A 20,650-nucleotide genomic window follows, 5' to 3' on the forward strand; every position below is an offset into this window, starting at 1 on the left:
GAGCCAACGACCGTCCGTCGCCGGCTGATACCCGCGCGGGAAATGTGGCTTAAGTGTAGTGCAAACCCCGGCGCGGGTTCTGCCAAATTTCAGGCTTCGGCGATGATGTTGACCCGAATTTGAGTCTTGACCTCGCTGGGCAGATGCACGTCTACATCATACTCGCCGGTCTGGCGGATCGGACCCACGGGCAGCCGGACTTCCTGTTTTTGCAGTTCGATGCCGGCCGCCGACACGGCGTTGGCGATATCGGCGGCGCCCACCGAGCCGAACAGCCGACCTTCGCTGCCGGTTTTGACCGACAGCGTCACGATCAGCTCGGCCAACTGCGCGGCCCTCGTTTGCGCCTTGGAGAGCGTGTCACCGGCGATGCGCTCCAGTTCGGCGCGGCGCGCCTCGAAACGCGCCACGTTGGCGGCGGTGGCGGTGGTGGCCTTACCCTTGGGGATGAGAAAGTTCCGGGCGTAACCCGGCTTGACCTTGATCCGGTCGCCCAACGCGCCCAGATTAGCTACTTTTTCCAGTAGGATGATTTCCATGACTAAACTCCAAAGACAGCAAGACGTAAGTTAAACCGACGGTCGTTCAGCGCGCGCCCGGACGCGCTCCGATCCGGTTGCGAAAATCCGCCCAGGCGTCGGCGACGCCCAACGCGATGACCGCCTGCGACAGCAGCGGAACCAGCAGCAAGTAAAACACCAGTAGCCAAGCGGGGGAGAGCTGTAGTTTGAACGCCAGCGCGTGCACGAGCGCGATACCCTGTAGAGTGTATAGCGTTCCCAGAACCAACGCCAAGTTGCTCAAGGGCGGCCAGCCGGACCACAGCGCCGCCGCAAACAGCGCCAAGGTCAGGGCGGCGAGCGGCCGGCCCAGCCGCAAGCCCTGAAATTCGGGGCCAAAACCGCCGGGATTGAATAACAGCGCCTGCCACCAGCGGCCCAGAAGCAAGCCCGACAGCGCCACCAGCAGAACCGCGCTGACGATATGGCCCGGCAGGTAAGGCGCCCAGCCTTCGATCAGTTGCAGCAGTTGATCCAGGAATGCGCGGTCCGCGGCCGGTCCGAGCGAGCCGGTGTTCGCCAGCTCCTGACGGATGCCCGACAGCATGGCGCCCCACCAGGCGGTCGGATCGTCCATGACCAGATAGAAACCCGCCACCCCCAACAGCCCCAGCAGGGCCGCCACCTGAAAGGTTCGCGACAGTGAGACGGTCGCGCGCAGGGTGGTCGCCAACAACCCCAGCGGCAACCAGCAGGACAACAGCACTTGCAACATCGGCCAAGGTTCGCCGAGGACCAGCCACGTCAGTCCGGCGGCTCCCAGTCCGGCCGAGGCGGCGATCAGCGCGCCTTCGAGCGCGCCTTGGCGCAGCGCGATCAAGGCGATGACCGCTGTCGCCACGACCAGAAAGGGCGGGAGTAGCCAAAACAACACAGCCGAAGCGGCGGCGGTCAGTACGGCCGCCGGGCGGTTGCGCATGACAAAAGCGGCGAGCCATCGCATGGCGGGCGGTTCCGCAACCGGCTGACGGCGGCGGTGCGTGCGGCTAATGCCGGTCGCAGTACGGGAGCAAAGCCAGGAACCGGGCCCGCTTGATCGCGACCGACAGCTGGCGCTGGTAGCGGGTTTTGGTGCCGGTAATGCGGCTCGGTACGATTTTACCGGTTTCCGTGATGTAGTTTTTCAGAGTGGCGATGTCCTTGTAATCGATTTCCTTAACGCCTTCGGCGGTGAACCGGCAAAACTTTTTACGACGAAAAAAACGCGACATGATGCATTGACCCTCAAAAGCTATCAGTAGTAAAGCGTTGCGCTGACGAAAAAAACAGGCGGGCGGTGCGGTGCCGATCAAAAAATCCGTGTACGGTCATGGCCGTTCGGGGAACCCGCAGTGTGTCCCGGTACGGCTGGAATCACGCCGCTACCCAGTGGCGCATCCCGCAGCGGTCAGTCTCGCGCGGCCGCCGATTTTGCGGCGGCCGCCCGCGGATTCAGGCCGCCGGCGCCGCCGGAGATTCCGTCACGAAGCCCGCGGGGTTCGCCCTTAACGAGACCGCGGCGGGCATGAGAACGCCACTCGGGAACTCAAGCCGCCTCGTCGTCGATGTCGATTTCTTCATCGTCAACGTCTTCGCGGCTCAGGCGCTCCTCACGCTCTCCTTGGCCATCGCGATCCACGTGACCTTCGCGCTCGTCGCGCGATTTGATCAGCGGTGAAGGCTCGGTTTCGGGAGCGTCGCGCTGGATGACGAGATTGCGGATGACGGCATCGTTGAAACGAAACGCGCTCTGCATTTCCTGAAGCACCGCCAGGCTGCATTCGACATTCATCAATACGTAGTGGGCTTTGTGAATCTTGTTGATGGGGTAAGCCAACTGGCGGCGGCCCCAGTCTTCCAGACGGTGGATTTGCCCGCCGTCTTCCTGGATCATGGCGCGATAGCGCTCGATCATGGCCGGGACTTGTTCGCTCTGGTCGGGATGGACCAGAAAGACGATTTCATAATGTCGCATCAAGGCTCCTTACGGATAACAACGGCCTCCCGCGGCGCGGTGAGGCAAGGAGTGACGGCCCGAGTGGGCCGCTAAAAACGAGCATTCTATGGGGAAAGGTCGGGCCGCGCAACGCCGCGCCGCGCGATGGGCGAATTCGCCAAAAGGTTCCAAGTGGCGCGATACCGCCTACAATTGAGCGAGGCTCCGCCGGTTCGGCGCACGGGATAATGCTTATAAGATCATGCTATGAAAGAATTTATTATCGGTGGCGCCCGCTCTGGAAAGAGTGCTTTCGCCCAGCGGCGAGCGCTTGAAAGCGGGTTGAACGTCATCTATATCGCCACCGCGCAAGCCGGCGACCGGGAAATGGCCGAGCGCATCGTCCGCCATCGCGCCGAACGTCCCACCGCCTGGGGCTTGGTGGAAGAACCCTTGGCCTTGGCCGAGGCGTTGACCGCCCACGCCGCGCCAGATTGCTGCCTTTTGGTCGATTGTCTGACGTTGTGGTCGAGCAATCTACTGGCCGCCGGCGCTGAATGCTTGGCGGCGGAAATGCATCAGCTGCTCGCCGTTCTCCCGGCCTTGCCCGGTCACATCGTGCTGGTCAGCAACGAAGTGGGGCAGGGCATCGTCCCCGCCAACCCCTTGGCCCGCCGTTTTCGCGACGAGGCCGGCCGCTTGCATCAGGCGGTCGCCAGCCGCTGCGACCGCGTGATCTTGGTGGTTGCCGGACTTCCTCTTACCCTCAAGGACTGTCTTGCATGAGCTCTCATTGGTATGACGACCCGATTGCTGCTTCCGATAACGCCGTGCGGGCCGCCGCCCGCGAGCGGCAGGCGCAACTGACCAAGCCGCCCGGTTCGCTGGGCCGATTGGAAGAGCTTGGGGTCCTGCTGGCGGCCATGCAGGGCACGCAGCGGCCGCGTTTGGACCAGATCTGGATCACCGTGTTCGCCGGCGATCACGGCGTGGTCGCCGAGGGTGTTTCGGCTTTCCCGCAGGCGGTGACCGCCGAGATGGTGCGCAACTTCGCGCGCGGCGGCGCGGCGATCAGCGTGCTGGCCCGAGAATGGAACGCGCGGCTTGAGGTGGTGAACGTCGGCACGGCGCGGGCTTTGCCGGAGCTGTCGGGCGTATTGGATGCGCGGGTCGGGCCCGGCACCGCCAATTTTGTCGAAGGCCCCGCCATGACCTCCGAGCAGCTGGGCGCTGCTTTGGCGGCGGGCCACGATGCCGCCGAACGGGCCGCTATCGGCGGCGCGCAGTTGTTCATCGGCGGGGAGATGGGCATTGGCAACACCACCAGCGCGGCCGCCGTCGCCTGCTCCCTGTTGGAGTTGCCCGCCGAAAGACTGGCGGGCCCCGGCACCGGATTGGACAGCGCCGGCGTCGCCCGCAAGGCGCGCGTGATCGAACGGGCGCTGGTCCGCCATCGCAGCGACCGGCCGCTTGAGGCGCTGCAACGGCTGGGCGGCTTCGAGATCGCCGCGCTGGCCGGCGCTTATCTGCGCTGCGGCCAACTTGGCGTGCCGGTGCTGGTGGATGGGTTCATCACCACCGCCGCCGCGCTGGTGGCGGTGCGGTTGCGGCCGGAGTTGGCGGTTTGGTTGTTTTACGCGCACTGTTCCGCCGAACCGGGCCATCGCTGTCTGTTGGACGCCTTGCAGGCCAGTCCGCTGCTCGCGTTGGACATGCGGCTGGGCGAGGCGAGCGGGGCGGCGGTGGCGATGCCGGTCTTGCGCGCCGCCGCCGCCTTGCACGCGGGGATGGCGACCTTCGCCGAAGCGGGAGTCTCGCGGGCATGAGCGAGTTTACCGTCGTGGATTTATTGCGGCACGGCGAGCCTGAAGGGGGGCAGAAATTCCGGGGCGCGATCGACGATCCCTTGAGCGCGCTCGGCTGGCGGCAGATGCGGGCGACGGTGGGCGCCTGCCGCGACTGGGAGGCCGTGATCAGCTCGCCGCTGTGCCGCTGCGCCGCTTTCGCCCGTGAATTGAGCGAGCAACTGAACCGGCCCCTGGCCATCGACAGCGGCTTTAGCGAGTTGAGCTTCGGTATCTGGGAGGGCCGCGCCGTCGCCGAGGTCAGCGCCGCCGAACCGGCCACGCTGGCGTGTTTCTGGCGCGATCCGGTCGCCCATCCGATCCCGCAAGGCGAGCCGGTCGCCGATTTCGACCGGCGGGTCGGCCGGGCGTGGGAGGAGCTGCTGCGCGGCTATCAGGGCCGGCATGTGTTGCTGGTCGCGCACGGCGGGGTCATTCGCATGATCCTGCGCCGACTGCTGGAGATGCCGTTGCACCGCATCTGGCGAATCGAGGTGCCCTACGCGGCGCTCAGCCGAATCCGCCAGCATTGCGATCCGCAGGCCGAGCCGCATTTGGTGTTCCACAACGGTCGCTTGGCCTGATGCGCGCCTTTGTGCTGGCGCTGCAATTGCTGACCCGGTTGCCGGTCCCCTTGCTTGGCCCGCCGCCGCAACCTCAGGAATTGGGGCTTTCGGTGCTGTTTTTTCCGGTGGTCGGCGCGGTGATTGGCGCGTTGCTGGCGGGGTTGCACACCGCGCTGTGGTTGGCCGACCCCGGCGTGCTGGCGGGGTTGACCCTCACCGTTTGGGTGATCTTGACCGGCGGCCTGCATCTGGATGGTTTGGCCGATAGCGCCGATGCCTGGATCGGCGGCCAAGGCGACCGCGACCGGACTTTGGCGATCATGAAAGACCCGCGCAGCGGCCCCATCGCGGTAGTGGCGATCGGCTTGGTCCTGCTGAACAAGTTTGCCGCCTTGCAAGTGCTGCTGGCCGGCGATGGTCGCACCGTCCTGTTATTGGCTCCGCTGCTGGGCCGGGCGGTGATGGTGTTGCTGCTGGTGACGACGCCCTACGTCCGGTCTAAAGGCTTGGGTGAACCTTATGCCTTGCATTTGCCGCGCACCAGCTGCGGGTTGATGGTGTTGGCCAGTGCCGTGACCGCGGTGATGGCGCTCGGCTGGCCAGGAGCAGCGCTGCTTGTTCTTCTGGGGGTCGGATTTTTCGGCCTCCGTCATGGCGTGTTGGCGCGCTTGGGCGGGGTGACCGGCGATACTTTAGGCGCCGCCTGTGAACTGACCGAGACCGGCGTGTTGCTGGTATCGGTGTTGGTGACGGATTTGGAAATGCCGTGAGCCTGGGTCCGGGTGGATATCGCGCGGTTTGCTTCGCCGCGAACCGACCCCGGCTTCCACATCGCTCCAGCAAATAGCCGGCGCGCAGCCGGCGCGCCTGTCCTCCCTTGCCCCCGGCTACTATAAATATTAGACTAATCTAATATATTAATATATTGCCGGCTTGGAAGGATGGGGTCATGGGCTCGCCGAATCGTCTCTTACTGTTGTGGTGGCTCTTACTCGGCGTGGCGCCGAACTGGAGCAGCGCCGCCGAACTGCCCTTTCCGGTCGCCGAGGCGAAGCTGCAAACGCTGCCGGACGAGCAAATTCTCGACGGTGTGGTCGAGGCGGTGAACCAGAGCACGGTCTCCGCTCAGACCGCCGGTCGGGTCGAGACCATCATGGTCGATGTCAACGACTTCGTGCCGCAAGGCGCCCCCATCATCCGTATCCGCAACATCGAGCAGCGCGCCGGCCTCGACCAAGCGCAAGCCAACCTGCGCGAGGCGCAAGCCCGTTTTCTGGAAGCGGAAGCCGAATACCAGCGCATTCGCGGCGTCTACGAAAAGAAAGTCGTCGCCAAGGCGACGATGGACGCCGCCACCGCTGCTTTCGACGCGGCCAAGGCGCGGCTGGAAGCCGCGCAAGCGGGGGTTTCTCAAGCCAGGGAATCGCTGGGCTATACCACGATCAACGCCCCCTACAGCGGCATCGTGCTACAGCGCCATGTCCAGCTCGGTGAAACGGTCCAGCCCGGCAAGCCGCTGATGACGGGATTCTCGCTCGACGAATTGCGGGTGGTGGCGAACGTGCCGCAACGCTTGATCGTTCCCGTGCGAAAATACAAGCAAGCCCGCGTGTTGCCGCCGGCTGGCGGCAAAGGGATCGCCGCCGAAAAGTTGGTCTTTTTCCCGTATGCCGACCCGCGGAGCAACGTCTTCAAGGTGCGGGTCTATCTCCCCAGAAAGACCGAAGGATTTTATCCGGGCATGTTCGTCAAAACGGCCTTTCAGGTGGGCGATACCAGCGGTTTGACCGTGCCGCGTCAGGCTCTGGTCCAGCGGGGTGAAGTGAGTGGTGTCTATGTGCTGCGGGATGGCAAGGTCAGCTTGCGGCAGGTGCGTCCCGGTCGGGTCGAGGCCGAAACGGTCGAAATTCTCGCCGGGCTGGAGCCGGGCGAGCCGGTGGCCCTGGAGCCGATCAAGGCGGGGATCTATCTCAAGGACCAGCAGCGGAAGGGGCCATAATGATGAGCGCCACCGCCGAATCGCGTCTCGGGCTATCTGGAGCGGTCGCCAAAAAATTCCTGCTCGGTGAAATCACGCCATTATTGGCGCTAGTGGGTTTGCTGATGGGAGTATTTGCGGTGCTGGTGACGCCCCGCGAAGAAGAACCGCAGATCGACGTCACCTTCGCCAACGTCTTCATCGCGTTTCCCGGCGCGACCGCCCAGGAAGTGGAACGGCTGGTCAGCAGTCCCGCCGAACAGATGCTGGCGGAAATCGAGGGTGTGGAACACGTCTATTCGGTATCGCGTCCCGGCATGGCGGTGCTGACCGTGCAATTCAAGGTCGGCGAACCGTATACCGGCGCCATCGTCCGCCTGTACAACAAACTCTACTCCAACGCCGACTGGCTACCGGCCCATCTCGGCGTCAGCCCGCCCATGGTCAAGCCCAAGGGCATCGACGATGTGCCGATCCTCAGCCTGACCCTGTGGGCCGAAAATCCCCAACAGGACGCCGACGGCCTGGCGCGGGTCGCTCACAGCCTGGAAACCGAGTTGAAGCGGGTGGCCGGCACGCGCGATCTGTACACCATCGGCGCGCCCGACCGGGTGGTGCTGGTGCGGTTCGATCCGGCCCAACTGGCCGGTCACGGCCTGGCCTTGGCCGATCTGCGGCGTTCGCTACAAGCGGCCAATGCCTCAAGCGATGCAGGCGCTCTGGTCGGCGACAACCACGAAATCCCGGTGCAGGCCGGCAGTTTCCTGGTGGGCCCGGCAGAACTCGGCAGCTTGGTGGTCGGCTTGCACCAGGGCGCGCCGGTGTATTTGGCTGATGTCGCCGAGGTGACAGCGGGTCCGGATCAGCCGGTGCGTTACGTCTGGCTGGGGACGGGGCCGGCGGCGCGGGCCAACGGCATCGGGGTCGAGGGCGAATTTCCCGCCGTAACGCTGGCCATCGCCAAGAAGCCCGGTGAAAACGCGGTGGTGATCGCCGAGCAAATTCTGGAACGGGTCGAACAACTGAAAGGCACTGTCATTCCGGAAGGCGTCAATATCACCGTCACCCGTAACTACGGCGTGACCGCCAACGATAAGGCGATGACGCTGATCGCCAAGCTGGTTTTCGCCACCGCGCTGGTGATCGTGCTGGTGTGGCTGGCGCTGGGCTGGCGCGAGGCGGCCATCGTCGGCGCGGCGGTGATTTTGACGCTGACCATCACCTTGTTCGCCTCGTGGGCCTGGGGTTTCACCCTCAACCGGGTTTCGCTGTTCGCGTTGATCTTCTCCATCGGCATCCTGGTGGATGATGCGATCGTGGTGGTGGAGAACATCCACCGCCACCTCCACCTGGGCGGTCATACGTTGGTCGAGGCGATACCGCTGGCGGTGGATGAAGTCGGCGGGCCGACCATTCTGGCGACCTTTACCGTCATCGCCGCCCTGCTACCGATGGCTTTCGTCTCCGGCTTGATGGGTCCGTACATGAGCCCGATCCCGATCAACTCCAGCATGGGCATGTTGATTTCGCTGGCGGTGGCCTTCGTGTTCACGCCGTGGCTGACCTACAAGGTGCTGCGGCGGGTGGTGGAGAAACCGGTCCTGCCGCCGCCTGCCGACCTCGGAGAAACGGCGGCGGGCGAGCAGCGCGAAGACTTCGCCCACCGGCTGTTCCGGCGCGTGATCGGGCCGTTTCTGCGCGGTCGCCAAGGCCGGCCGTCGCGTTGGCTGCTGGGTCTTGGCGTGCTGTTGCTGATCGCCGTTTCGATCAGCTTGGCGTATTTCCAGTGGGTCGTGCTGAAAATGCTGCCGTTCGACAACAAGTCGGAATTTCAAGTCATCGTCGATCTGCCGGAAGGCACGACATTGGAGCAGACCGCGCGAGTGCTGGGCGAGCTGGGCCGCGCTTTGACCGCGGTCGAGGAGGTCACCGACTATCAGGTCTACGCGGGAACGGCCGCGCCGATCAATTTCAACGGCCTGGTCCGGCAATATTATTTGCGAGCCGGGGCCAACGTCGGCGACATTCAGGTCAATCTGGCGGACAAGAAACACCGCCGCCGCCAGAGCCACGACATCGCTCTGGCGGTGCGCGGCCCGCTTCAGGAGATCGGCAAAAGATATAACGCCAACGTCAAGGTGGTCGAAGTCCCGCCCGGCCCACCGGTGATGGCCCCGCTGGTGGCCGAAATCTACGGTTTGGACTATCCGGGTCAAATCGCCGTCGCCCGGCAAGTGGGTGCGCTGTTTGGCGCCACGCCGGACATCGTGGACGTGGACGATACGGTCGAAGCGCCGTCCGAACGGCTGATCGTTCATGTGGATCGCGCCAAGGCCGCCTTGCTGGGCGTCTCGCAGCAAGCCGTCGCCGCCGACATCAACACCGCTTTGCGTGGCGAGGATGTCAGCTACCTGCATTCCGAAAACACCAAATACCCGATTCCATTGCGGCTGCGCTTGCCGGTCGCCGACCAAGCCGCCGTGGCTTCAGTGTTGGCCTTGAAGACTCGCGGCCAGGCGGGAGACTTGGTGCCGTTATCGGAAATCGTCGAAACCGAGAAAACCCAGCGTGAAAATACGATCTACCACAAGGACTTGCTGCCGGTGGTGTTCGTATTCGGCGATATGGCCGGCAAACTGGACAGCCCGCTTTACGGGATGTTCGAAATCTTCGGCGCCTTAAAGAATCGGAGCATCGGCGGCGGAGCGCTGGAACAATTCTTCATCCGCCAGCCGGACAACCCCTACGGCTATAGCCTGAAATGGGACGGCGAGTGGCAGATTACCTATGAAACCTTCCGCGACATGGGCATCGCCTATGGGGTGGGGATGATCCTGATTTATTTGCTGGTGGTGGCGCAGTTTCGCTCGTATCTCGTGCCGCTCATCATCATGGCGCCGATCCCGTTGACCATCATCGGAGTGATGCCGGGTCACGCCTTGCTGCACGCGCAATTCACCGCCACCTCAATGATCGGGATGATCGCGCTGGCGGGGATCATCGTGCGCAACTCGATCCTGCTGGTGGATTTCATCCATCTGGAAGTCGCCGGCGGCGTGCCGTTTCAGGAGGCGGTGATCCGTTCCAGCGCGGTGCGCGCCAAGCCGATTCTGCTGACCGCGCTAGCGGCTATGCTGGGGGCGTTGTTTATCCTCGATGACCCGATTTTCCGGGGGTTGGCGATCTCGCTGATCTTTGGAATCATGGTCTCCACCCTGCTGACGCTGGTGTTTATTCCGGTGCTGTATTACGCGGCGTTCCGGCGGCGGCTGGAGCCCGCGGCATCCTGATTTTCGAACCGCTCGCTCGACGAACTGCGGCTATACTCAAGAGCAGATCGGGTGGTGACGCCGCCCGTGACGCCGCGCCGTTCGCTTCAGACTGACGTTCGAGCGCTCCGAGCGGAGCCACCTGGCCCCGGACTTTCAGCTAGCCTTTCAGGAAGGAGCGAGATCGCTGCGACGGTTACCTCACCATCATAAATTGGATTTTTGTAGGTTCTGTTTTTACCATAGCAATTTTATAGAAGATCGAGCGTGAGAGAGTTAAGTATGAGCGAACGGGTGGATGGCCAAAGCAGCGGTCAACAAGGCCTTGAGGAACGAAATGAAATTTTGCAGAACGCCGCGCCAGAATTCTTTTTTCTAAACAACGCGTATTTAAATACCTATATCCAATTGCTGAAAAATATCCGCCACCATGGCGGTCTTTTTTTATTAACAGGTACCCACGGTCTCGGTAAAACTTTCTTGCTGCGCAAATTGGAAAGCGCGGCGCCTGAAAATATTAAATTTATTTTCATCGATACGGTCAATTTAAATTACGAAAGTTTGATTGCCAGACTGTACGATCAACTTGGTCTGGGTCAGACCGAGCGCCATCTACCTAGCCAAAACCAAAGTTCGGTATTAAAAGATTATTTAAACGAGGGTTCCTCCCAGCGGGCGAGCGTGGCTTTATTGATCGATGACGCCCAAACGCTGGGTGAGGCAGGGCTGGCGCATTTGATCGCTTTATTCGATTGGACGCTGCCAGAGCGTCGCGCCCCACGCATCGTCCTCAGTGGATCGCCCGAGTTACAAGAAATGGTGGCTCGCATTGAGATCGGGCAGAGCATCGCCGCCCGTCGGTTGAATGTCCGTTTGGAGCCGCTGGCTGAAAATGATGTGGCCACTTATATTTCGCATCAATTGAATACGGTCGCCACGCCAGAAATGAACCCCCTGTTTTCCCGATGGGCCATTCAAAAGATTACCCGTTTGACCGGTGGTGTTCCCCGGCTGATCAATACACTTTGCGATCGCGCCTTTTCTTTAGCACAGTTGAAGGGCAAACATACGGTTTCAATGCTTGCGATCGATCAAGCCGCTAAAGAGTTACTGTTGGAGGCTGAGGAGAGTAGCGCCAGCGGCCTCACGCTCGTCCCTGGAAATACCAATTCGTTACACGACTCCTTCAGGCATCTCGAAGGCTCGCGACTCACCAAAATTGCTAGCCATGTCATTGGCGATGAGGCCGATGCGATCATCATGAGCGCTTCGCTGGCGAGCCATAATAAGCCCGGAGCGGAGCTTGACGAGACCGTCAATGAGGCGGTTTTGCAAAATACCGCGGAATATCCGGTTACCGCCGTGTATTTTGAAAAGGCGGACTCAGAAGATCTCCCTGAGGTCACTCATTCGGTAACGCCTACCGCTTTGAGCGTGTCCCGAAACACTGACGTGGCGAAGCATCAATTTGTCGATCAGCTGTTGGAAGATAAATTGTTGGCCAATGCGACGATGACCATGCAATGGGAGGAACCCTATCTCAAGAAAAACCAGCCTCCGTCCTTTTCATCGCCGACTTTGCAATTTATTACTTTGATTTTCATTTCGATCTTGGCCGGGATCGTCGGTGGAGTCGGCAGCTATTATTTATTTGATAGCAAGCCAGTCCAGATATCGGTCGTCACGCCTGGCGCCGTGGCGCTCGCCGTCGAGTCGAAGACCTCGGCTCAAACCGCTCCGGTGTTAAAGCCGGTCGCCGCGCCCGATCCCGCGGCATCCGCCGCGCCGGCCAGCGCCGAGTCGCAAAAACCCGAATCCTTAGCGAGTGTGGCTCTTACCCCTCCCACGCCCGCCGTGGAGCCGCCGCCCGCCGTCCCCGCGCGGTTGCCCGCCAGAGTGAAAGCTAGTCCTGAAACCCCGCAGCTCTGGTCGTATGTGAGCAAAGGCGATGCGTTGCTGGCGCAGGGTGATGTGGCCTCCGCGCGGTTGTTCTATCTGGAGGCGGCCGGCGCGGGCTTTGCCCCCGCCATGACCGCCGTCGGCAAAACCTACGACCCCATCGTGTTGGGCAGTTTGCAGATCAAGGGGTTCTTCGCCGATCCTCAAAAAGCCGTGGAGTGGTATTTGAAGGCACAACAAGCGGGAAACCCTGAAAGTACAGGATACCTTCAAGCCTTAAAAGGCAGTCGATAGCCGGTTCCTCGGCGCTGGAAACCACGGATGTAAAGGAGTTGCCCAATAAAGGCTCACCGGTGAGTTTGCAGCCATTGCTCCACGGCCGGAAAGCGGGTCCAGCCAGGGAGGGTCGCCGATAAGCTGACTTCGCGCCATTTGGGGTGGCGTGGCGGCTTTTGGAAGTCATTGAGATGCTCTAAAAAATAAGTCGCGAAGTCGGCGACTTTTTTATGGCGCTTGACCTTTCGTGGATGCCATTGGTAGACCGCCAGCACGGCGCTGACCGCAATTGTTCTGATCTCTTCACCGCCAGGAATCAGATTCGGATAATCCTGATGGCTAATGGCGGCGGGAGGGTAGGTATCCAACAACCCAGCACTGTAATCGATCGCCAGCAAGTGTAAGTTTTCAGCAGCTGTTATTTTCTCGAACAAAGTCACCGGCTTGCCCGCGACATAAGCCAGCGCGCTGATCTCGCCATTTTTCAGTTTTTCCAAGGCGGTCGCTTGGTCGTAATGGGTGGGCTCCACACGCATTTTCAAGGTATCGAACAGGATGCTGGCGGTGATGGCCGTACCGCTGCCTTTAACGTCAAAATTGACTTTTTTACCTGTTAAATCTTCGAGATTATTGATGTCGCCCTTAGCGATCAGATGAAATTCTTCATTGTACAATTTGGTGATGTAGCTTATTTTCTTATCGATGTTTGAATACGTGTTTTGGCGCTTTAAATATTCCAGCACATCGGATTGGACGATGGCCATATCGATGCCTTTCAAATATAAAAGATCGTCGATATTTTGGATCGATCCCTGACCTACAATGGTCAGAACGCGTAGGGTGGGATTGTCCAGAACTGCGGCCATATCGGCGGCAATGCGGATATAGGTTCCGCTGACGCCGCCCGTGATGATGCCGACCACGCCTTTATTCGAAAGACGGCCCGCGCGGTCTGGCGGGCTGGCGTCTCGATCCGCCGGGGAGGCGGCCAGGGCGATGGACAACAGGCTCGCCAGCCATAGCCAAACGCCATAACGAAGAACTTTATTCATACCTTGCAATCCTGCCGTGTTTAGGGTTCTGATTCTATCCATCCCCACCGCTCGGCGGCAAAAAGTTCGTGGGGTTTGAAATGGGTTTTGTAAGCCATTTTATCGCATTGTTCGATCCAGTAGCCGAGATACAACCACTGTAAGCCAAGCCGCCGCGACTCGGCGATTTGCCATAGGATCGCGAAAGTGCCCAATCCGCGCGCTTTTTCCTCGGGGTCGAAAAACGTATAAACCGCCGATAGGCCGTTCTCCAAGCGGTCCAGGACCGCGACCGCCAGCAGTTCCCGCTCGCGGCGGAATTCGGCCAGACCGGTCGGGCTCCAGCGCGAGGTGATGAAGGACCAATAGTTTTCCGGATTGGTGGGATCCATGCCGCCACCGGTATGCCGGACCCGCAGGTAGCGGCTGAATAGCTCAAAATGCTCTTGCTTGAATTCCGCATTGAGCACTTGAGCTTGCAAATCCTGATTTCGCCTCAAGATGCGGCGCTGCGAGCGATTCGGCTGAAAGCGTTCCACCGGAATGCGCAGCGACCGGCAGGCCATGCAGCCGCGACAGTGCGGCCGGTAGACGTGATCGCCGCTGCGCCGGAATCCCAACTCCGCCAATCGCGTGTACAGGCGCCGGTCAGTCTCGGCCGGATCGGCGACCAGGTTGCGGGCTTGGCGTCCTGGCAGATAGCTACAGGGATAGTCGGTCGTCAGAAACATCCGCAGGTCATATAGCGAATCCCGAAAGTCGCTCATGACGGCGGGGCGGGCAACAGCGCGGTGCGGAGGTCGGTATCGAGCCGCCAGGGACCGGTTGGGCTCGGGAGCGGGCAATAACGTTGCAGCAGGGCCAGAAAGTCGGCGCGGGGGATTTCGACAGCCCCCATCCGCGCCAGATGTTCGGTGCGCACCTGGCAATCGATCAGGGCGAAATTCCAGCGTCGCAACTGAACGGCCAGCAGCGCCAAGGCGACTTTGGAGGCGTCGCTCATCAGGCTGAACATCGATTCACCATAGAACACCCGACCCACCGCTACCCCGTACAGTCCGCCCACCAATTCGCCCTGATGCCAGATTTCAATGGAGTGCGCGTGGCCCAGGTCATGCAGCCGGCAGTAGGCTCGATGCATTTCCGGCGTGATCCAGGTGCCGGAGCGGGGACCGCGGGGCGCCGCGCAAGCGGACATTATAGCCGCGAAACCGGTGTCGGCGGTGCTGGAAAACGTACCTTTACGCAAGGTCTTGCGCAAGCTGCGCGAGACGTTGATCCGCTCGGGAAACAGCACCAGCCGCGGGTCGGGCGACCACCACAGGATGGGCTGGCCGGGCGAGTACCACGGGAAGATGCCGTGCCGGTAGGCGCGCAGCAGCCGGCGCGGGCTCAAGCTGCCGCCGGCCGCCAGCAAGCCTTGGGGTTCGTCCAGCGCCCGATCGGGATGCGGAAAAGGTTGGCTGTCGTCACGCGGGTCCAACCATGGCAGGCGCATCGGGCGTCACCTCGTTTCGATAAGGCGAATGTTCCCATAATCCTCGGGCATAATCGCGCACGGCGGGAGTCTCCCGCTGCAGAAAGTCAGCGATGGCGCGGCGAAAATCCGGCTGGGCGATCCAGTGCGCCGAGTGCGTCAGCGTCGGTAAAAAGCCGCGATGGATTTTGTGTTCGCCCTGAGCGCCCGGCTCGAAACGCTGCAAGCCCTGTCGGATGCAATATTCAAGACCTTGATAGTAGCAGGCTTCGAAATGCAGGCTATCGAAATCGGCCCGACACCCCCAATGGCGGCCATACAGCGTGGTGTCGTCGCGAAAGCTGATGGCCCCGGCGACTTCCCGGTCCCGGTGGTAAGCCAACACCAGGACCAAGCGCCCTCCCAGAGTCGCGGCGATCTCTAAAAAAAACGGCAACGTGAGCGTGGGAATCCCGCCTAGCCGCTGGAAGGTCGCGCGATAAAAGCCATAAACGGTCTGCCATTGCCCCTCGCTGACTTCTCCACCGTGCAGCAGTCGGAGTTCCAGCCCGGCTTCGTACACCAGCCGACGTTCTCGCTTGATATTCTTGCGCCGCTTGGCGGTCAGGGTGTCCAAAAAATCCTGAAAATCGCGGTAGCCTGGATTTTGCCAGTGGAACTGACAGCCCAGCCGATGCAGAAAGCCGCGCTCCAGCAGCGGCTCCAACTCGGCGGGTGTCGGAAACAGCCAATGGATCGAGGATAGCGGGGGAGAGCGTTGCCCTTCTTCACGCACGAAATCGATCATCGCCCGGCGCGTTTCGTCGGGTTGGGGTTGGTCCGGGGCCAGCAGCAATTTCTGGCTGGTGACCGGGGTATACGGAATGGCGCCCACCAGCTTGGGGTAATAGGCCAGCCCACGCTGCCGGTAGGCTTCCGCCCAGTTCCAGTCGAATACGAACTCGCCGTAGGAATTGAATTTAAGATAGAGCGGCGCGCCGCCGAGCAGCCGGCCGCGTCCGTCCCGGCAGACGACGTGCCGAGGCAGCCAGCCCGTGTTCCCGCCGACGCAGTGATGTCGCTCCAGAGCGCTCAGAAATTCGTGGCTGAGAAACGGATTGCGAGCGGGGACGAGCGCGTTCCACTCGGCTGCGGAAATGTCGTCGAGAGCATCGAGTCGCTGGATACGCATGATGGTCGAATGGATTGCTGAGAGCCGGGATGAGAAATCGCCAAACGCGTTTGAAAAGCACCTAGAATCATTGACGCAAGCTTTTGGTCGCCTCTTGGAGTCCGAGTAGTGTATCCCGAGGATAGCTCGCAAAAACGGGCGCTTCCCGCCGGGCGCCGGCCTTCCGGCCCATCGAAACCGGTCCGGCGTGGCAGGCTTGGTTGTGATTGGAACCTGAATCGGCGCGACGGTTCAGCCCTTGCCGGGTACGCCCTTCACCCGAACGCCCCGGAATGGGACAATAACCCATCTTGGTTGATTTCGGTTGATCTTGGTCTGCCGGCAGTCGGCTCGCCGGCGGGTCGCTCCTCCCACGAACAATGATCGAATAGGACTGAATTTTGGCGCAGGCACATCGCATCAGGACCGAACCGCCCGTGCTGCGGGCGAGCATCTTCCGTTTCGTCAAAGGCGTTCTCCAGGAGAGCAGTTTCTGGCTGGTGGCCGTCATCGCGCTGGGCATGATCGCGGCGCTCGCCACCTTCCATGTGGCGGATCCGGCCTGGACCCATACCGCGAATGTCAGCAAGATTCATAATGTGGTTGGAACGGTGGGCGCTTGGTTCGCCGATGTCAGCCTGTATTTTTTCGGCTATCCCGCGTATTGGCTGCCGCTGGGCCTGCTGTTTGCCGGCTGGCGCTTGCTCAAGCGCGGCGCGCTGCTCGAACTGGATGCCGAGATCGTCTTGTTTCGGGTCATGGGATTCGCGGTGGCCCTGGTGACCGCTTGCGGTTTGGCGGCCTTGCACCTGAAACCCGTTTTAGGGACCGTGCCGGGCGCGGGCTCCGCGGGCGGCTTGGTCGGCGTGCACGTCAGTCGATTTTTGGTCCAGGCGTTCGGCTTCGCCTGGGGCAATGTACTGATAATCGCGCTGTTGCTGGCCGGGGTGACTTTGAGCACCGGCTTTTCCTGGCTCAAGCTGGTGGATTGGATCGGCGGGACCGTGCTCAAATCGGTGGATACGGTCAGCGGCCCGGCCAAGCCACCACGGCGCCGCAAAGCCGCGTCGGCGCCACCGCCTGAAGACGATGAGTTCGCGGAGTCCGCGAAAGTCAAGCCGGCGGCGGATGTCCAGTCGGTTAAATCGGCTAAAGAACCTCCGGCTGCTGGTTCGGATGCGGGTGCGCCGGGTAAAAGCGGGCGTGCCGCTCGCATCGAACCGGTGTTGAACGCGCGCCGGCAAGGGGGGGCGAGCCAGCGGCCAGACGCGCCGGCGAATGCGTCCGAAGCGCCCAAAGCGACGCTCCAACAGCAGGATTTGACCTTGATTCCGACGGCGGTGTCCTCATCCGCCGCGGTAGCTCGCCTCAAAGGCAAAGCTGCCGTGGCGGAAGCTGCTGCGATCCAGGTGCCCTGGGCGACCGCTACGGATTTTGAGACCAAAGCGTCCAACGATGTGCTAAGTCCGGTTCCGCGCGCCAAAGAGCGACCGGCCGCGACGCCGGTCGCCGCCGGCGCGGCGCGGCGCGCGGAGCAGCCGCAACCGCTGGAGTCCGCTGGCCTGCCTTCGCTGGCGTTGCTCGACCAGCCCTCGCCGCACACCGCCGGCTATTCCATGGAAACGCTGGACGAGATGTCCCGTCAGGTGGAGCTGCTGCTTAAAAGCTTTGGGGTGGAGGCCCGCGTGGTGGCGGTGGAGCCGGGGCCGGTGATCACCCGCTTCGAGGTCGATCCCGCGCCGGGCGTCAAGGTCAGCCAAATCAGCAATCTGGCCAAGGATCTGGCGCGCGGCCTGTCGGTGATCGGCGTGCGGGTGGTGGAAGTGATTCCCGGCAAGTCGGTGATCGGCTTGGAAATCCCCAACCAGCACCGCGAAATCGTTTATCTGCGCGAAGTGCTGGAAGCACCGGTCTACACGCAGTCCGGCACGCCGCTGACGCTGGCCTTGGGCATGGATATCGGCGGCAATCCAGTGGTGGCGAACCTGGGGAAAATGCCGCACCTGCTGGTGGCCGGCACCACCGGTTCCGGCAAATCGGTGGCGATCAACGCCATGTTGCTCAGCCTGCTGTACAAGGCGCCACCCGCCGAGGTCCGGCTGATCCTGGTCGACCCGAAGATGCTGGAACTGTCGATGTATGAAGACATCCCGCACCTGCTGACGCCAGTGGTGACCGACATGAAGGAAGCGGCTAATGCGCTGCGCTGGTGCGTGGCCGAAATGGAGCGCCGCTACCGGCTGATGGCGGCGCTGAAGGTGCGCAACATCGCCGGCTTCAACCGCAAGGTGCTGGATGCGCTGGAGGAGGGCGAGGGTCTGACCGACCCGCTCTGGAAGCCGGATGGCCCTCTGGCGCCGCCTGAAAGCCCGCTGTTGCAGCCGCTGCCGTTCATCGTGGTGGTCATCGACGAACTGGCCGACATGATGATGATCGTCGGCAAGAAGGTGGAGGAGTTGATCGCCCGCTTGGCGCAGAAGGCCCGCGCGTCCGGCATCCATCTGATTCTGGCGACCCAACGGCCCTCGGTGGACGTGATCACCGGCCTGATCAAGGCCAATATTCCGACGCGGATCGCCTTTCAGGTGTCTTCGAAGGTCGATTCCCGCACCATCCTCGATCAGATGGGCGCGGAGCAACTGTTGGGCCACGGCGACATGCTGTATCTGCCGCCTGGAACTGGACTGCCGCAGCGGGTGCACGGCGCTTTCGTGGACGATCAGGAAGTCAATCGGGTGGTCGATTTTCTCCGGCAAACCGGCGCGCCGGATTATATCGATGAGGTGCTGGTCGAGTCGCGCGAGGAAAACGAGTTCGGAGAGGAAAGCGAAAACGGCGGGCGCGGCGGGGAAAGCGACCCCTTGTACGATGAAGCGGTCAAGATCGTCACCGAGTCGCGGCGGGCTTCCGTATCCGGGGTGCAGCGCCGGTTGCGGATCGGCTACAACCGGGCGGCGCGTCTGGTCGAGGAAATGGAGGCGGCCGGCGTGGTCGGCCCCTTGCAATCCAACGGTAGCCGCGAGGTCCTGGCACCCGCGCCGCCGTGAGCGCGCTGTGGCGCGAGGGTCCCGCCGGCCTTGCGGCAGGACCCTCGGAAAAGCGCCGCTTACGGGGTGGCCGGATTGTCCGCGAGCGTCGGGATCTCCTCGGTGGAGTGCTCGTCGAGCTGGTCTTCCCAGAGGTATTTGTTGGTTTCGGCGACGATGACGCCGCTCAGCCCGATCAGAGCGATCAGGTTGGGGATGGCCATCATGGCGTTTAAGGCGTCCGCGATGTCCCACACCAGACCCAGCGAGGCCACCGAACCCACGAAGGTGCTGATCACCCACAAAATTCTATAGGGTAAGATCACGCGCTTGCCGAGCAGATATTCCGCCCCGCGCTCGCCGTAATAAGACCACCCCAAAATGGTCGAGAACACGAAGGTCAACAGGCCGACCGTGAGCACGAGGGGGCCGATCACCGGAATATGAGCGAAGGCCGCCTTGGTCAGCGCCGCCCCTTTCAGGCCGTTCATGCCGACGGGATCGCTGACGATCACGGTGACCAGGACGATGCCGGTCATCGCGCAGACCACCACCGTATCCCAGAACGTGCCGGTCGCGGATACCAGCGCCTGACGCACCGGATTCCGGGTCTGGGCCGCCGCCGCGACGATGGGGGCGGAACCCAGGCCGGACTCGTTGGAGAACAGGCCGCGCGCGACGCCGTAGCGCATCGCCATCATCACGGTCGCGCCGGCGAAACCGCCGCCCGCCGCGAGCGGGGTGAAGGCGTGGGTCACGATCAGGTTGATGGCCGCGCCGACATATTGAGCGTTGATGACCAGAATGATGGCGCAGCCGACCACATAGAACAGCGCCATGAACGGCACCAGCTTTTCGCACACCCGCGAGATGGATTGCACGCCGCCGAGGATGACCACCGCCGTCAAGGCCGCGATGACGAGGCCGGTGACATAGGTGGGGATGCTAAAGGTTTCCGCGACCAGGGAGGAAATCGAGTTGGCCTGGACCATGCTGCCGATGCCGAAGGCCGCCAAGGCGGTGAAGATGGCGAACAGCACGGCCAGCCACTTCTGCTTCAAACCTCTTTCAAGCGCGTACATGGGACCGCCCAGCATGGTGCCGTCGGAGGTTCGGACCCGGTATTTGACCGCCAGCAGCGCTTCCGAGTACTTGGTGGCGATGCCGAACACGCCGGTCAGCCACACCCACAGCACCGCCCCAGGGCCGCCGAGCGCCACCGCCGTGGCGACGCCGACGATGTTGCCGGTGCCGATGGTGGCCGCCAGCGCCGTGGTCAGCGCGCCGAACTGGCTGACGTCGCCGGCGCTTCCCGGCTCCTTGCTGACCGAGAGCTTGATGGCCGTGCCGATGTGGCGTTGGATGAACCGCAGCCGAACCGTCAGGAACAAATGCGTTCCGAACAATAAAATCAGCATCGGCGGCCCCCAGAGGTAGCCGTTTAGCCAAGTGACAAAATCATGAAGCGCTTGCATAAGGTTCTTCTCCTCCGATTGCCAAGGGGTTTTGTCGCCCAATCGCCAATCCGCCTGTCCGGGTTATTGGATTATTTGTGTGACAGGCGAGGAAGCTCAGCGTGTGCCGGATGCTTCCACCTATATCCATAGTTCAGGCTATGGCGCATTACAACCGCCAGCGCGAACTTGGCCGCGATTTTTT

The 20,650-nt window shown here is 62.0% G+C and carries 17 protein-coding genes; 8 read left to right on the forward strand and 9 right to left on the reverse strand.

All coding sequences use genetic code 11. From position 1 onward, the window contains the following. Positions 1-89: 89 nt before the first annotated feature. The 4 genes from rplI to rpsF form a co-directional block, all read right to left on the reverse strand. The gene (gene rplI / locus IPK09_04755; GenBank protein ID MBK7982927.1) at positions 90-539 is read right to left on the reverse strand and encodes a 50S ribosomal protein L9; all 450 of its coding nucleotides are present in this window, start codon (positions 537-539) and stop codon (positions 90-92) included. A 46-nt stretch (positions 540-585) separates the two neighbouring features. Then, positions 586-1,503 (reverse strand): DUF2232 domain-containing protein, encoded by a 918-nt coding sequence (locus tag IPK09_04760; GenBank protein ID MBK7982928.1) that lies wholly within the window; start codon positions 1,501-1,503, stop codon positions 586-588. A gap of 43 nt (positions 1,504-1,546) precedes the next feature. Beyond that, on the reverse strand, positions 1,547-1,771 hold the full coding sequence (gene rpsR, locus IPK09_04765) for a 30S ribosomal protein S18 (protein ID MBK7982929.1): 225 nt from the start codon (positions 1,769-1,771) through the stop codon (positions 1,547-1,549). A gap of 314 nt (positions 1,772-2,085) precedes the next feature. Next, complete coding sequence (gene rpsF / locus IPK09_04770) at positions 2,086-2,514, reverse strand: 30S ribosomal protein S6 (GenBank protein ID MBK7982930.1); 429 nt, start codon at positions 2,512-2,514, stop codon at positions 2,086-2,088. A gap of 228 nt (positions 2,515-2,742) precedes the next feature. Between rpsF and cobU the strand changes: the two genes are divergently transcribed. From cobU to IPK09_04805, 7 genes are all read left to right on the forward strand, one after another. Continuing rightward, positions 2,743-3,261, forward strand: coding sequence for a bifunctional adenosylcobinamide kinase/adenosylcobinamide-phosphate guanylyltransferase (gene cobU / locus IPK09_04775; GenBank protein ID MBK7982931.1), 519 nt, complete (start codon positions 2,743-2,745; stop codon positions 3,259-3,261). Beyond that, positions 3,258-4,301 (forward strand): nicotinate-nucleotide--dimethylbenzimidazole phosphoribosyltransferase, encoded by a 1,044-nt coding sequence (gene cobT, locus IPK09_04780; protein ID MBK7982932.1) that lies wholly within the window; start codon positions 3,258-3,260, stop codon positions 4,299-4,301. The genes cobU and cobT overlap by 4 nt, the downstream gene beginning before the upstream one ends. Further along, positions 4,298-4,903, forward strand: a complete 606-nt coding sequence (locus tag IPK09_04785) for an alpha-ribazole phosphatase family protein (GenBank protein ID MBK7982933.1) — start codon at positions 4,298-4,300, stop codon at positions 4,901-4,903. Before cobT ends, IPK09_04785 begins: the two co-directional genes overlap by 4 nt. Beyond that, on the forward strand, positions 4,903-5,655 hold the full coding sequence (locus IPK09_04790) for an adenosylcobinamide-GDP ribazoletransferase (protein MBK7982934.1): 753 nt from the start codon (positions 4,903-4,905) through the stop codon (positions 5,653-5,655). Before IPK09_04785 ends, IPK09_04790 begins: the two co-directional genes overlap by 1 nt. A 179-nt stretch (positions 5,656-5,834) precedes the next feature. Next, positions 5,835-6,884: an efflux RND transporter periplasmic adaptor subunit gene (locus IPK09_04795; GenBank protein MBK7982935.1), complete on the forward strand. Its 1,050-nt coding sequence runs from the start codon at positions 5,835-5,837 to the stop codon at positions 6,882-6,884. A 2-nt stretch (positions 6,885-6,886) separates the two neighbouring features. Further along, on the forward strand, positions 6,887-10,153 hold the full coding sequence (locus tag IPK09_04800; GenBank protein MBK7982936.1) for an efflux RND transporter permease subunit: 3,267 nt from the start codon (positions 6,887-6,889) through the stop codon (positions 10,151-10,153). A gap of 261 nt (positions 10,154-10,414) precedes the next feature. Further along, entirely contained in the window at positions 10,415-12,325 is a 1,911-nt protein-coding gene (locus IPK09_04805) for an AAA family ATPase (GenBank protein ID MBK7982937.1), read from the forward strand. A gap of 53 nt (positions 12,326-12,378) precedes the next feature. Here the strand turns inward: IPK09_04805 and IPK09_04810 are convergent, their stop codons facing one another. From IPK09_04810 to IPK09_04825, 4 genes are read right to left on the reverse strand one after another with little or no spacing between them, the layout of a single operon-like run. After that, positions 12,379-13,401: a TAXI family TRAP transporter solute-binding subunit gene (locus IPK09_04810; protein ID MBK7982938.1), complete on the reverse strand. Its 1,023-nt coding sequence runs from the start codon at positions 13,399-13,401 to the stop codon at positions 12,379-12,381. Continuing rightward, positions 13,380-14,105: an arginyltransferase gene (locus tag IPK09_04815; protein ID MBK7982939.1), complete on the reverse strand. Its 726-nt coding sequence runs from the start codon at positions 14,103-14,105 to the stop codon at positions 13,380-13,382. Before IPK09_04815 ends, IPK09_04810 begins: the two co-directional genes overlap by 22 nt. Next, on the reverse strand, positions 14,102-14,836 hold the full coding sequence (locus tag IPK09_04820; protein ID MBK7982940.1) for a leucyl/phenylalanyl-tRNA--protein transferase: 735 nt from the start codon (positions 14,834-14,836) through the stop codon (positions 14,102-14,104). The genes IPK09_04815 and IPK09_04820 overlap by 4 nt, the downstream gene beginning before the upstream one ends. After that, positions 14,808-15,986, reverse strand: a complete 1,179-nt coding sequence (locus IPK09_04825; GenBank protein MBK7982941.1) for an N-acetyltransferase — start codon at positions 15,984-15,986, stop codon at positions 14,808-14,810. Before IPK09_04825 ends, IPK09_04820 begins: the two co-directional genes overlap by 29 nt. Before the next feature lie 380 nt (positions 15,987-16,366). On the opposite strand from IPK09_04825, the gene IPK09_04830 reads away from it, so the two are divergent. Next, positions 16,367-19,012 carry a DNA translocase FtsK 4TM domain-containing protein gene (locus tag IPK09_04830; GenBank protein ID MBK7982942.1) on the forward strand — a complete coding sequence of 882 codons (2,646 nt, stop codon included), beginning with the start codon at positions 16,367-16,369 and terminating at the stop codon, positions 19,010-19,012. 59 nt (positions 19,013-19,071) lie between these two features. On the opposite strand, the gene IPK09_04835 is transcribed toward IPK09_04830, so the two are convergent. Next, on the reverse strand, positions 19,072-20,466 hold the full coding sequence (locus IPK09_04835; GenBank protein ID MBK7982943.1) for a sodium:alanine symporter family protein: 1,395 nt from the start codon (positions 20,464-20,466) through the stop codon (positions 19,072-19,074). Between the last annotated feature and the right edge of the window lie 184 nt (positions 20,467-20,650).

This window comes from Candidatus Competibacteraceae bacterium (assembly GCA_016713505.1).
Classification (GTDB): Bacteria; Pseudomonadota; Gammaproteobacteria; order Competibacterales; family Competibacteraceae; genus Competibacter_A.